The organism is Alicyclobacillus sp. SP_1 (assembly GCF_024706985.1).
Classification (GTDB): Bacteria; Bacillota; Bacilli; order Alicyclobacillales; family Alicyclobacillaceae; genus Alicyclobacillus_I.
In genome coordinates this window covers 1-15,137 of sequence record NZ_JAMCCX010000036.1, presented here as the reverse complement: position 1 = coordinate 15,137, position 15,137 = coordinate 1, and the positions used below count along the sequence as shown (strand labels likewise).

Annotated in this window: 6 protein-coding genes; all 6 read left to right on the top strand. The window is 43.6% G+C overall.

Annotated elements, in window-relative coordinates:
- Window positions 1-814 (top strand): IS4 family transposase (locus M4I36_RS10455; RefSeq protein ID WP_258111683.1); only part of this gene is annotated, 814 nt, incomplete at its 5' end.
- Window positions 815-1,223: 409 nt separating this feature from the next.
- Window positions 1,224-3,800: a DrmE family protein gene (locus tag M4I36_RS10450; RefSeq protein ID WP_258111682.1), complete on the top strand. Its 2,577-nt coding sequence runs from the start codon at window positions 1,224-1,226 to the stop codon at window positions 3,798-3,800.
- Between the two features lie 19 nt (window positions 3,801-3,819).
- Window positions 3,820-7,422 (top strand): DEAD/DEAH box helicase, encoded by a 3,603-nt coding sequence (locus M4I36_RS10445; protein ID WP_258111681.1) that lies wholly within the window; start codon window positions 3,820-3,822, stop codon window positions 7,420-7,422.
- Window positions 7,423-7,429: 7 nt separating this feature from the next.
- Window positions 7,430-9,340: a DUF1998 domain-containing protein gene (gene drmB, locus M4I36_RS10440; RefSeq protein WP_258111680.1), complete on the top strand. Its 1,911-nt coding sequence runs from the start codon at window positions 7,430-7,432 to the stop codon at window positions 9,338-9,340.
- A complete protein-coding gene (locus tag M4I36_RS10435) occupies window positions 9,285-10,433 on the top strand; it encodes a DNA cytosine methyltransferase (protein ID WP_258111679.1) in 1,149 nt (382 codons plus the stop codon). Before drmB ends, M4I36_RS10435 begins: the two co-directional genes overlap by 56 nt.
- 172 nt (window positions 10,434-10,605) lie before the next feature.
- Window positions 10,606-13,509, top strand: coding sequence for an ATP-dependent helicase (locus M4I36_RS10430; protein ID WP_258111678.1), 2,904 nt, complete (start codon window positions 10,606-10,608; stop codon window positions 13,507-13,509).
- The last annotated feature ends 1,628 nt before the right edge of the window (window positions 13,510-15,137 follow it).

Sequence of the window (15,137 nt, the reverse complement as noted above, 5' to 3'; positions counted from 1 at the left end):
ACCGCTCCTTGGACTCATCAAGGTCATGGACTCGACGACCATTCCACTTTGTCTGGCAAAGTACCAATGGGCGACATGTCGTAAGACCAAGGGTGGCGTCAAGGTCCATACTCGGCTGTGTTTTCATGACCCAAACCATGTTGCACCAGACAAGGTACACATCACGTCCGCCAAGGTTGCCGATGGGAAGCTTCTCTCCACATTTGTGGACAGCTCGGATGCCATGTATGTCTTTGACCGCGGGTATCTTGACTACAAGACGTGGGATGACTTCTGTCAGCGGAACATCCGCTTTGCCACACGGCTCAAAGAAAATGCAGCGTACGAGGTGCTCGACTGGAATTGGTCTGAACTCGATGACCGGCCGGGCATCCTCCACGACAGCCTGATTCGCCTGGGCAGTGGGAGCAAGCAGATGGCGCATGAATTACGTCGGATTGTGACACGGGATACCAAGGACAACTGGATTGTCATTCTGACAAATGACTTATTCACACCGACGAGCGAACTAACGGAATTGTACCGGAATCGGTGGAAGATAGAGCTTTTCTTCCGGTGGATGAAGCAGCAGCATCTCAAGACGACAGCCTTCTTTGGCACCAGCAAGACAGCGGTTGAGAACCAGATTGACATTGCGCTCATCGCTTACCTGCTGCTTTTTCTCAGCAGGCGCCGCCTGAACACGACAGCGACGTTACTCACATGCCAGAGACTTTTGAAGACGCTTCTGTGGAGAACTTGGGCTGAGTTGACGAACGCTATCCACAGTCCGCCAACGAGGACGTCAAAAGGCAGACAAAAGCGAAAAGAGTAAGCGCAAGAGTCGTTGTCGCGCTGTCGGTGAAGTAAAACGGATCGCAAAATCATAGCCCAAAAACTGGATGATGCTACCTATCTGTTCACAAGCTGTCTTGTTTCAGCACTTATCCTGGAAAGTGCGAAAATCAGAATATTCAGATCACATTAATGCAAGGCTCGTGAGTGAGGGGAGAAGTCAACCTCCGAAGATAATAAAGTTGGGAACAGAGTAGGAAAATCATCACTATATGACTACAATTTATAATTGATGTGATAAACTAAATGCAGGTTGCATGTACTCGCACCGTGGCTGTTAGGTAATCCTACGATTTCTATTGTTACTAAAACGATATTCACTGTCTTTCATGAAACGGTGATAAACGTTATTTGTATAAATTTTCTCCCGTGAAGAAGGTGTTCTTTCTTTGAAAATCAAAGATACATTAATAAACACATTTGAAAGAGCAGCTTTCTTAATTGATGGAAGGCCGATTCACAAGAGTGACTTTATTAATCGGAATGTCGACATTATTGTAGAAACTATTACAAATATGTATAATAAAAGAAAGATCATTCTTCATCCAGGAACTAGTCTGTTTTTCTACTTATCGACCGTTTTAGCTTCGTTTGCATCCTATATGTCCGACGACACGGATAAGCTAGCATTCATCGACAACCTATCTACTGGTGATTTGGTCATTTACCAGGGCAAGAGAGGAGAATATAAGGGTAAAGACGATGGAGGACGAATCGTGATCGAAAACCGTGATAAAGGGCTTTTGACCGTTAACCGAGTGCCACGTCCAATTTGGAATTCCATATCTCCCTACAATGGAGAAGGCAGAACACTTGATGGGAGAGGGCTAAGAAGACGAACCGAGTCAATCAAACTTCTTTCTAACTTGTTCGGTTTAAATTCTAACGAGTTAAAAAGCGTGACTACAAAAGGCGTAGTTGTCGTCTGTGAAAGGTCCGAAGCAGATCGCTTTATGGCCAGATTCAATGTCGAACTAGAGGGTGTTAAAGTACCAATCAATGAATTGTATCCTTCTGCATTCTACACAATTGACGATATACATTACTATCCTGGAAACTCTGCGAGAGTTGAACCATTATTGAAATTCACGAGTAAGCTTTCCGTCGCAAGAAAGTTAATCATTGAAGACAACGGGAATGAGATCCTTATTGTTAATGGTTCGAAATTCTTCACGGAAGATATCTCGGAGATTGCAAGTATTTATAACAGAAATTCGTTAAAGAGCATTTTATTCTTAGGAGAATTGTGGAACGGGGTCAATTCACCTTTATTTAGCACCGTTGATGATCTTGAATCTGTTATATGGACGAAAGGGGAACTCAAGAAATTCTCCATAAGTGAAACTTCGCGTCGCGATAGTAACAAAAACATCTCATTACAGGAGCGCATTGCAAATTGTTCGAACTGTGAAAATCGACATATAAGAATAGAAAGTACTTTGGATCACAACCTGTTTGCCTCCTGTAAGACAAACCTGTACGAATTAATGAAACAGGGGGATTCTGACGACCTTAAGGCCTTTGTTATAAAGGCTAATTGGCTTTTAAATCTACTGGAAAGATCCTTTTTCCCGCTATCGACTATGGAGAGACTTATATCCGAGGGACGGATTAGTGCCCTATCGCCAACAAGGGAAATAGACAATCTGTATTTCATTGCCCAAAACATTATGAACTTAGAGTTTCAGGACAAAATGCTTAACATCTGCACGATACTTAGAAAAATACAAACAGCGCTGTATCATGAGAATCCAAAGTTCGATTATCTCCTAGAATTAATTCAGAAAGCTCGCAAGTCATCAATTGCAGTAGTCATGGATAAAACCTATTACCAGGCTGTGTTTTTTGAATCTGTTCCGTCAGACTTAAAGGACCACGTAGAATATAACTTTTATACCCCTAATAAGTTTAGCTCAGATGCCGTGTTTTCCAATGTTGTTATAACTGGAATAACAGATTGGAAGCGTTTCAATCCTTTTCTATTGTCCAATACACATACTGTAACATTTATGCTTTACCCGAATGAAGAAAAGCGAATGAGGAGACTGGAATCGCAGACTCATGAAGACATTATGGCAATTAGGAAAGCTTATGAAGAAAAATTTACTAATAATGAGTATAATTGTATCTACGATACACAAACCATTGATTCGGCAGATGAGATACGAATTGAAACCGAGCTTGAAGAATTTGTACAGGCAGTGTCATTAAGTTATTCATATAGTCAGGTGAAGGATACTGGTACAACATCAGAACAAAATTCAGAAGTTAAACGGGTTGCCATTTTAGAAACTGGGGAAAAGATATTCTTTACAAAACACTATAATCCGTATGTCTTCGACAGTGATCGTCAGGTAGTGGTTGAATCTGACGTGATGTCATTGGCACGAGGGGATATGTTGGTATTTACCAACTATGATAGTGATACTAGAGACGTGGTAGAGAGAATAATGGATATCATCTTAGACAGTGATAATTGCGATGAGCATTTTAGAGAGAGTCACGCTAGCTTCACATACTGGAAAGCCAGGTTAAAGGAGTATTTACAAGACAACAAAATGTCCTTTAGAAGACTTTCTGAGAAAATGGGCCATTACGGCAAACAAAAACACGAGGTCACTTTGAAATCTTGGCTGGATGATGGGAGTCATATTATTGGACCGAGAGATAGGGAATCATTTCAGGCGATAGCGAACATCACAAAGGACCCAATAATGTTAAAAGATCCGGACTTGTTTTTTAGAGCATTTAGAGATATTCGGTCCATGAGGGTAAGGATATTGAAGTACATAGGAAGAAACATAATCCAGACTTACAATAGAGACTATGATGTTCAAGATGAAATTTTGAACAAATTGCCAATTGATCTTTCGAAAATGTCAAGGCTAGTCGAGATCGAAGAAATAGTTGATGTTAAGAATCTGACTATCGCTTCTCATCTTACTAATAGGCCTCACAATTTATAAAGGTGGAGGTTTGATATTGATGAATGAATTGCTGCTTCAAGCAAGGCAAGAACTGATCGATAGCATTAGAAGGGAACTTTTGGGACCTGGTTCTGAGTACTCGATTCCAGACGAGGAACACGAAATAATTACCGATTTACCTGAGATAAGATACAGCATTGGTATACTTTTTCCCCAAAAAAATTTAATTCATGCCGACAATGATGAAATTCCATCTGTTTTGGGCGCTGGGTTGTCAGATGATCCTGATGAATACCCTCAAGAGGCTGTTAAAGAAGAGGAAGATGACGAAACTGAAAAAGAGTATGGGTCGGGTTCGTTCGATGAAAGTAACTCAGGAACATTGGATGAGGATATTGGGTTGTCATTACAAAATATGCCGTCTTCTATGGGCTACACGTTCTTCGTGAATGGTGATGTTAAAGAACTGCTATTCGATATCTCATTCGCTACGTACAGAAAGGCAAAGCTTAAGGATTGTCAATTGCCTTTTGTTACAGAAGATGGGAAGTGCTATACCCTTCCCGAGGAAGTATCAAGCTATGTTGGTTATTCTGTCGAAAATAGCTGCTTATTCTTAAAAAACAGACTGACTAGACGTGATGTAAATCAAATCAGAGAACGTGACCAAATAGATGACGACAATTTGATAGATTGTCTATTTAGGCTGGGTAACCAATTTCAAAAAGGGTTTGTTAGAGAACCACACGAATTGAGCGTTAAAGTGTCGTTTGAACCGGGAAAATACTTCTTTGAAGAAGGAAATCTTGATGGGAAAGAGATTAAATTAGTCGCACTTCGGAAGGACATCGGAGCTGGTGTAAGTTCGGTAACTGTCATGTTGGTCAATACTCACATCGGGGGATTCGATGGAACAAATTCAATTTTTCAACCTAGAATCTCGCTCGATACTAAAACGAACCCTGGGATGTTATTTCACGCCTATACGAATAGGGAGCACATGCGAACCGATGAGTTAGAGGAGAGAAGTCTTGAACTCCTTTATAGAGAGAAAACTGTATATGCCACGGGACACGGGGTTTCGACTGATTGGAATGTAAACAAATTAGGTGAAGGAACCGTATGGACAGAGTTCATGCCTGTACACGAGGTGCCTCAAATAGACTTTAGCATCAAGAGTTTGGATGATAATACACTTTCTATGAAATTTCTGTCTGATTTGGATTCTACAGATAGTCATATAAAGATTGCGAAAATGAAGGGCTTGGTTGATGCCTATTCGGCATGGATATCGGAGCTTCGGCACAAGAAGAAATCCCTTCGTAGCATGTATCAAGATGCTTTAGATACTCATATCCGTGATTGCCAAGAATCTTGCAATAGAATGTATCATGGACTCAATCTCTTGGAGACTGATGACCAAGTATTTACTGCCTTTCAATTGGCAAATCGAGCTATGTTTATGCAACGGATTCATTCGGTGTTTCAGAAAGAAGATCACTATCCAAATGATGTTTTTCTTCAAGAACGTATGAGTAATCTTAATTACCTCGAACTGAGCGATTCGGAGCATGGGTGGAGACCCTTTCAGCTTGCATTCCTTTTGATGAGTCTAAGATCTATCACTGACGTGAATTGCAGTGAAAGGGATCTCGTTGATTTGATTTGGTTTCCAACCGGGGGAGGAAAAACGGAGGCGTATTTAGGATTAACTGCGTTCACCATCTTCTTTAGACGGCTGGCACATCCTGAATCTTCCGGTGGGACGACCGTAATCATGCGATATACGCTGCGACTACTTGCCGCTCAACAGTATTTAAGAGCGGCTACCTTAATTTGCGCCTGTGAGTCAATTAGAAAGGACTGTGGGAGAAGGAAACCTAAATACCCTTCGTATAGCCTTGGTAAGGAGACAATCACCATCGGTCTATGGATTGGTGGTACGCATACACCAAATAGGAACGATGAAGCGAGGGATTGTGTTAATAAACTTCTTCAGGCAACCCGAAATGAGCTCAAAGATGTGAAGGATAAGCATAACAAGTTTCAAATTTTGAAGTGTCCATGGTGCGGTACAAAACTTGTTAAAGATGTCGATGGCTCAGGGACTGGTTTAATCGGTTCTTGGGGATATTCCATGAGAGATAAAAAGCATTTCCAGATGAACTGTACACAAGAAAATTGTGAATTTGAAGTCTCGCTGCCATTACAGGTTGTCGATGAGGAACTATATGAAAACCCCCCAACTCTTTTGTTTGGTACGGTGGATAAATTCGCAATGTTACCTTGGAAAAACGATGCGGGTAGTTTTTTTTCAACCTCGGGCGAAAATCGATTGCCTGAATTAATAATTCAAGACGAATTGCACTTGATCTCCGGGCCTCTTGGGACAATGGTAGGGCTCTATGAAACAGCAATTGACGAGTTGTGTAGTGCCAAAGGGATCAGGCCTAAAATCATCGCTTCCACCGCAACGATACGTCGTGCGAAAGATCAATGCTCAAACTTATTCAACAGAGACGTAAGACAGTTTCCTGCACCAGGAATTGATTCAAGCGATTCATTCTTCGCACGTGAAGCCAACACGGACGAGAAGCCGGGCAGGTTATACGTTGGTGTCATGCCATCAGGTAAAACAAAGGCAATGATGGAGGTGCGCACGATTGCCGCTATTTTGCAACGTGTGCACCTGATGGATATTCCGTATGAAGTGAAGGATAAGTTCTGGACACTGGCAGTATATTTCAATAGCCTTCGGGATTTGAGCAAGTGCATGACCTTAGTTGATGACGATGTGAAGGATTTTATAAGGAGAATGGCTCAGCGCTTTGGACGGAGAAGTTTGACCAGACAAATAGGATCAGCCGATGAACTTACCAGTAGAATAACTACATCTCAACTAAATGAGACTTTGGAGAAATTGGAACAGCTCGAATACAGTCAGGAAAACCAAGGACAGAAAAAATATCCGATTAACGTGTTGCTGGCAACCAATATGATTTCGGTCGGTGTAGACGTGGCTCGATTGAACGTAATGCTAATGGTGGGGCAGTCGAAGTTGACCAGTGAGTATATCCAAGCCTCAAGTAGAATAGGTAGGACCTACCCTGGGGTTGCATTTGTTTTATACGATGGCTCAAAGAGCAGGGATCGTTCACACTATGAACAATTTAAAGGCTATCATGAATCGTTTTATAAATATGTAGAGCCAACCGGAGTAACTCCATTTTCTAAGCCCTCAAGGGATAGAGCGCTTCATGCTGTGATGGTATCTCTCATAAGGCACCGGTTTGGGCTATCCCAAGATAGAGACGCTGCATTATTCCAAAAGGACATGCCTGCCGTCAATGATGTTGGGAATTATATTATGAGCCGTATCATGGACATCAAAAATCGCTCGAATGTTGAAATGCAGGATGAGAGTGATGCAATTTTGCACGAAATGAGAGAGTTTTGGGACGAATGGGAGAGCAGAGTAAACCTTTCCGAAAACGGAAACTTTTTTTACGGGGACAGATTCATAGTGGCAAATCCGCCAGCCGACACGAAGAGGCTTCTCAAGGTATACGGCAGTGACAGTTTTGACCCTGCGCGCGAAACGCTAACATCGATGCGCAATGTTGACAGGAACGTAATTGCAGGACTTTTGGTTTGGGAGTGAGGAACGTATGGCGCAACAATTGCCAGTGCAGAAAGACATTTTGAAATTAAACAAGGTAACTCACAGTGTGAGAAGTGCTCAAGCGATTTTACAGTATGGCGTAGGTGCGATGGTTGATTTTCCCGACCAAACACTCATGACGGCGGCCCCAGAGTATTGGGGGGCCAAGGTGTCTAAAATTCATGACGAAAGGCTAGAAAAGGCTCTAAATGTAGATTACTTTGGAATGCCAGGGAGTGGCGACAATGATTGGGGAATCGCTTATGTCAGATTTCCTGAATGGTATTTTTATCCAAAGTGCAGAAGGTTTCAGCCAATGGATAAATGGCTGACAGAATACAGTAGGAAGGCGACTCCGAAGCAGCGAGACAGGGATCCTTACATGAAGAGGCCCAGGTGTCTAGAATGCAAGAAAGATCTAGTTCCGTCCCGAATTGTGGTGGCATGTGAGGAAGGGCATATTAACGACTTTCCTTGGATTAGCTGGGCACATGATAGAAACTTCGGCGGGTCAAAACCTATATGTGCTAATCCGACATTAACCTTTGAAACGGGGGCAACCGCTTCCGCTGGGCTTGAAGGATTAATCGTACGTTGTAAACATTGCAATTCAAAGGCCTCACTGTCTGGTGCATTCGACAAAGATGCTATGGAAAAAATGAGTTCTAAGTTCGGTGCAAGTTACGAATGCGCTGGAAAAATGCCTTGGAAAAACAGGACTGTCGACTGTGACAAATTACCACGAGCCATGCAACGAGGGGCGTCCTCACTTTACTACCCGAAAATCGTGAGCTCATTGGTCATTCCGCCATATTCGGAGAAATTGAATAACAAGATTGAAAACTCTAAGATGTTTGAACGAATTCTAAATTTCATTGCCGAGTGTGACGAGGACGAACGTGAGAAAAAGATTGAATCTCGCCTAGAACGATGGTCTGAAGAACTCGGAAGAGAAATTTCGGAGGATGTCGGTTCAATCAAAGCTATTATTACTAGGCGCTTCTCAAAATCGGAAGGGCAAGAATTCGAACAGATTAACGCCAACGGTGTAAACTATAGGATTGAGGAATACGAAGCACTATCGGGAAGGGTAATAGTTGAAAATTCGGCTGGGAATGACTTTGTTCGTGAAGCTGTTGATATTCAAAAGTACGAAATTCCGTTCGTGACGGGGATATCACTTATTCATAAGATAAGAGAGGTAAGAGCTTTAACAGGATTTACTAGAATTAATCCACCGGATGCTTTTGAGGTAGGAGAGAAAATTCCTGGTTTCATATCAGTAAAGGAACCGAGTACTAGGTGGTATCCTGCTTATGAAGTTCGTGGTGAAGGCATATTCATAGAGTTTGATTCTAAGCAATTAAATGAATGGGTTGATAAGCGAGAAGAGGTTCGACATAGAGCGGGAATTTTAAGCGGGAATTATAGGGCTTCTTACCAGGGACAAATTACCGAGCGTATACTTAGCCCAAAGTTCATTCTACTTCACACTCTGGCTCATTTACTGATTAGACAGTTGAGCTTCGAATGTGGATACACGACCGCTTCGCTAAGAGAGCGTATTTATTGTAGCACAGCGGAAGATGGACTGGAAATGTCAGGAATCTTGTTGTATACAGCAAGTGGAGATTCGGAAGGGACACTGGGTGGGCTCGTAAGGCAGGGATACTGGGACTGTTTTCCTGTAACGTTTCGGAAGGCCTTGGAATTTGGAGAGATGTGCTCAAATGATCCAGTATGTATATCCAGTGAGGGGCAAGGCAGAGATGCACTAAACTTAGCGGCGTGTCACTCGTGCGCTTTGCTGCCGGAAACGAGCTGTGAAGAGTTCAATGTCTTTTTGGACAGAGGTCTCTTAGTTGGTACTTTTGAAAACAGGGAAATGGGTTTTTTTAGCCGTTGGATCGGTATGTAACTTTTTGAGAAGTGAGTTGGTCATTGTGGGGTTTACCGCGATTGATTTATTTGCAGGCTGCGGAGGATTGTCAGAAGGGATACGAACGGCAGGATTTGATGTCTTGGCCGCGGTAGAAATCAACGAATTTGCTGTTGAAGCTTATAGGATAAATCATACCCATACGAGTCTTTTCCGCAAGGATATTAGGACCCTTGACCCCGAAGACATCAAAGATGTTTTAGATGGACGCACACTCCACTTACTCGCGGGGTGCCCTCCCTGTCAAGGATTCTCATCCATTAGGCGTCTAAACAGGAAGGCACCAGTAGACGACGACAGAAATGACTTAATCCTAGAGTACTTAAGATTCGTCAAGGCACTTGAACCAGTTACCATAATGATGGAAAATGTGCCAGGGATCATCGACTTTCATCTGTTTAAGCAAGTGCATGCTGAACTTTCTGAGATGGGGTATCAGATCGACTTTGACGTTGTTGATGTTGCGGATTACGGGGTTCCGCAAAGGAGAAAGCGGTTCGTAATGGTGGGCTCACGACTTGGGCCAGTAAAGATTGCCCGAGGAAACGGTATAAGACGAACAGTTCGAGATGTGATCGGAAATTTATACAGGTCTTTTTTGGAGAAAGACCCGATTAATGATATTTATCCACGGCACACTGTCAGAATTAATGAGATGATTAAGCGCATCCCCAAAGATGGTGGAAGCAGAAGGGATCTGCCTGATGAATATATCTTAAATTGTCACAGAAAGGACAAGGTTGGATTTAATGATGTTTATGGACGTCTTAAATGGGATGACGTCTCCTCGACCATTACGGGAGGCTGTTTAAATCCATCAAAGGGTCGATTCTTGCATCCTCAGGAAGACCGGTGTATCACGGCAAGGGAAGCTGCATTACTTCAAACATTTCCTTTTGATTATAAATTCCCGACTAACATACCGAAGGGGGCTCTCGCTCTGATGATAGGTAATGCGTTGCCGCCATTGTTCAGTGAGGTCCAGTCCAGGCATATCTTCAGTCATCTTGCGCAATTTGGAGACTTCGTCTCAGAGACGAAAGAACAAAACAAGTACGCTTTAAATGGTTAGTCGTGGTTTTGCACTAAAACAAATCTCTAGGTACAGGTCGACTGGTTCGGGCATGATTCCGAAACTAAAAAACGGAAGAATAAAGTTGCCGAAAGCCTCGTTTTGGACACTACAGAATATCATTCATCTTATGCGGCTATGGATACAAGTACTACGAAAGTAGGAGACACTTATGCTGACTGAACAAATTCTGCGTAACAACCTTACAGAGAATCAATATAATGCTGTTGTTGACAATGGACGGTATATTTTGTGTTTGGCTTGCGCGGGTTCAGGTAAGTCTCGCACACTCGCCTATAAGATAGCCTATCTGGTTTCACAAGGCAAAGCCCCAGAGAGTATCGTCGCGTTTACGTTTACCGAGAAAGCGGCCGAATCCATAAAACGTCGCGTTGCTGAAGCCCTACACAAATGTGGCTTGCCAGAGAATTACGTTGGCGTAATGTTCATCGGAACAGTAGATTCCTTCTGCCAAAAACTCCTAGGTGACATCAACGCCCGCTATCGGCAGTATGACATTTTAGATCAAAATCGTCTAATTCTCTTCATCATGTCCCGGCTTCGCCAACTGGGACTGAGTAATGGACCGGGTTACTTCAGAACAATAACTGACTTAACCAAAGCGTGGCAGACGCTAAACAACGAGAACATTCCGCTGGATTCTGTGCAGTCATATGACCCTGATTTGTATGATAAGCTAAAGAGATTATCGAATCGGCTTGAAAGCGATGGCTACATGGACTTTTCTTTCGCCATCAGTCTTGCCGTAAAAGAGTTGAAGAATATCACTCACAAAGAGGATTCTTACATAGCGAAATTCAAGTATCTCTTTGTTGACGAATATCAGGATATCAACCCTCTACAAGAGGAGTTCATAAGGACATTCGCTAGTCATCTTGACATGCTTTTCGTTGTAGGCGATGACGATCAGTCTATCTACGGGTGGCGTGGAGCGAATGTGCAAAATATCCTTACTTTTACGGATCGATATCCTGATGTGTCTATTCATAGATTGCTAATTAATTTCAGGAGTACAAAGGCAATCGTTGAGACCGCAAACAACTTTGTACAACGCACGATCCCAGTTGAAAGGTTACCAAAAGACATCACTTTCCATGCAGACGGAAACATTCAGGACTTGCGTAAACTGTGGTTCGGCACACGAGAAGAAGAAGCCGAATGGGTCGCCGAACGGATAAAATCGCTGCTTGGTACAACTTATGTAGAATATAATGCTGATGGCTCAGAAAAGAGCAGACGCGGCCTCACCTACAGCGATTTTGCGGTACTGATTCGGAGCATTCGTAACAGTAATGGTGAGAACCGCGACGTCCAATTTGTCAATGCAATGCGCAATCTCGACATCCCGGTAAAAACCACTGGTGAGGGTGGCATCTTTGACCGTCCATACGCGCAGTGCATTCTTGGTATCATGGAACTGCTGCGGGAAGAAAGGATCGACAGGGGCATAGCGGAGACTTATTTTACCACTTATGTATTTCCTTTTTTTCCTTTTTATGACAAGACAAGGTATTTGCGCGTGTTGCAGGATTGGTATCGAGACATTTATACCCCGACGTCGACTGCCCGACGCAAAGTCTATCCGCAGAACTTTTTACACCAGCTTGCCGATGCCCTTATGTTGCGCGATCTGACCGATGAGACCGCTCTGCGCGATGTAGGACTTTTCAGCGATATTATCAAGGACGTAGAGCAGACATATGTAAGTATTGATTCGAAATATCGTTACCGGGAAATGTTAAATTTCCTCCAAAATATTGCTCAGAATAACTATGAACTTGAGTCGCCAGACTACATCGCAAAAGACGACGCTGTGAACGTTTCCACCATACACAAGGTCAAGGGACTGGAGTTTCCCGTTGTTTTTGTCGTTGACTTGGTGGCGCAGAGATTCCCCGGTCGTTCAGAAACGTATAACGGTATCTTGCCTAGAGAGTTGATGATCGATGCGGTCAATCGCGGTGCGTATGGGTCCCGAATGGAAGACGAGGCCAGGTTGTTTTACACGGCGATTACGCGCGCTGAAAGGTTGTTATATTTAACTGGGAGTTCAATCCACCCAAATTTGAGACGGACTAAAAAGCAGTCCGTTTTTATAGCTAACCTAACCCATCCTACTATGCGTGAAGATAAGACTTTTGACGACTTAGACGAGAAAATAGAGCCTCGTCGCCGCTTCGATGACAACGAGTTGCCAACCGACTTTTCTGCGGTCAAGGGCTATTTGACTTGCCCATATATATATAAACTCCAAAACATTTACGGCTATAACGCAGCCGTTCCGGAACTCTTCGGATTCGGTCAGACGACTCATACCATCCTCGAAAGGCTGCATCAGACATATAAGGACCGGGTGCCCACGGAAGCAGAAGTTTCGGAGATGGTGGAATCCACCTTCATGTTGAAGCATGTCTTCCCGAGCAATGACCCGGAGAATAGACCTGGTTCCTACGAACGGGCGAAAATACTAGTTGACAAGATATTAAAACAATATGTGAAGGACTATGCCAGCGATTTTTGCAGAATTCGCCAAGATGAAGCTCGATTCGAATTATCCGTCGAAGACGCTCTTATTACAGGGGCGATTGATCTGCTTTTGAAAGAAGATGAACACCACGGCATCCTATCGGCAGAAGTGATTGACTTTAAATCGATGGATCTGCCGGACGACGTTGAGCAACAAGACTGGCGCGATATGTCCGTGCAAGTTCAACTATACTCAAAAGCCGCACGAGAAGTAATAGGAGATAACGCTAAAACGGGGTTCGTACATACACTGAAGAATAACAAGCGTGTTGAAATCCCGGTGGACGAGTCATCTGTTAACCGCGCAATCGGAGCGATTGAATGGGCTGTAAAAGGCATCCTTGCAAATGACTTCCCAATGCGACCGTGCCAGGCGAATTGCGGGAAGTGCGATTTCACAGCATTGTGCGTACGCGAGCATCAGCCGTTCCGTAACCAGCAGACACCACCGCTGATCAACACTCCAACAGGTCTAAGACCTATCGCGGCCTTAGATACAGGGGAAGAAGATCATGGCCAACACGATTAAAGCTATTGATTTGTTCTCCGGGGGCGGCGGGATATATTGCAGGATTATAAACATGGGAATTTCAGTTTAAAGCTGCTAGGGAGATAGATTGAGTGACTGAAAATTAGCGGATCAACTGATCTGATTATTATCTGATTCTGTGGCCGGGATCTACCGGAATAGGTGGGCCGATTTCGCGGGATACACAAGGTCGCCGTGAAAAGGTTATCGTGGAGGTCGTGGTTGTGAACTATACGGATCGAATGTATCAGAACTTCTCGTTAACTGGATTAGCCAGCACAATAACCGATCAAAACTACATCTGAGCTACTATGACGGATACGTGCGGTGAACGCGAGCCAGGTTCACCTAGGTAACGATGTAAAGGGCTACAAGGGCTTTTTCCGTTGCGACAGAATGGTGAAGTGTAACGCACCAGCCGATTCCGGACTTCCGAATCTTAGTCGGTCCTCATTGTCATGAAATTTCTAATCTCGATGTACGACAACCATTAAGCGATTTTGTCTTAGGGGGCTATAAGGTGGATGTAAAATGTATCGATTGCAGCGAACTAACAGGATTTGTACACTCATATCCGCCAATATTTCATTTCGGGAATTCTGAGAGTCCTATCGCCTTATTCAGTATTAATCCTTCGGAGAGCGAGTTTAAGAGCACGTCCTCGCTTCCTGCCCCATTTGAAAAGTGGACTGTTACCCACCGAAAAGATGCTACTCCTCACCATATTGAATCTCATTTGTTGCGGCAGGACGAGTATTTCACCACCGGGCATCATCTTGAAGGCTGGTTTGGTAAGGTGGAAGAGTTTCTGAACAAGATTGGGACCCACCAATGGGGTCAGTTGTCGTTTGGTCTCGAGGGTCGCCCATCGAACGTCGTACATTTAGACATTGTAAAATGCGCTACGAAGGATAATTGGAGCGCAGTTCCCGACGACGAGAAACCCAAGTACATAGCCAACTGCTCTCGGTATTTGATTTCGCAAGTTGCTCGGCCTAGCTTAAAGGTCCTGCTTATCAACGGGAGCTCGGTACACGATGCCCTCATTGAGACATTCGCTAAACACTTCACATTTGAAGAACGTCATTCAGAGATGTTCAAGACTTCCAATGGCCGCCGATGTACCTTATACAGATACGTGCTTAGAGGGCGATCGGGAGACCACCAGTTACTGCTTACAGGAACGAGTATGAGGATATCTCGCGAGAAGGGACAATTTAGTAATCCGGAAGACAGAGAATATGCTGCGACTCGGATACAGAACTGGATTAATGATTTCGTATAGTGGATTGAAAACTGTGTTGGCCCAGTTTCACGGTAAAGCGGAGAAAGGGATTTTCTGTTTAGGGTTGGATCGGAGTCCTGAGAGGCATGGAGCAGTATTTTACCTAAATTGTGGAAATGGTCCGAGGGAGATAAAAAGTTATGGGGAAAGCTGAGCATTTCAAGAAACCGTTGGAGTTGATCTCCAATCATAAGTAGGGGCTGCTGAATAAACTAAAAACCCTGTTGCAGCAAGGATTTCGGGCACGATTTGTCGAATGAAAGTGTATGGATTTTGAGCGGATTGAGCAAAAAACCGTGCACTTGGGGGAAGGACATTGTACGCGAATCATCAGGATCAACAA

Bases quoted from the DNA above. Each gene is read 5' to 3' on its own strand.
- drmB (WP_258111680.1), top strand. From the start codon at position 7,430: ATGGCGCAACAATTGCCAGTGCAGAAAGACATTTTGAAATTAAACAAG.
- M4I36_RS10445 (WP_258111681.1), top strand. From the start codon at position 3,820: ATGAATGAATTGCTGCTTCAAGCAAGGCAAGAACTGATCGATAGCATT.
- M4I36_RS10430 (WP_258111678.1), top strand. From the start codon at position 10,606: ATGCTGACTGAACAAATTCTGCGTAACAACCTTACAGAGAATCAATAT.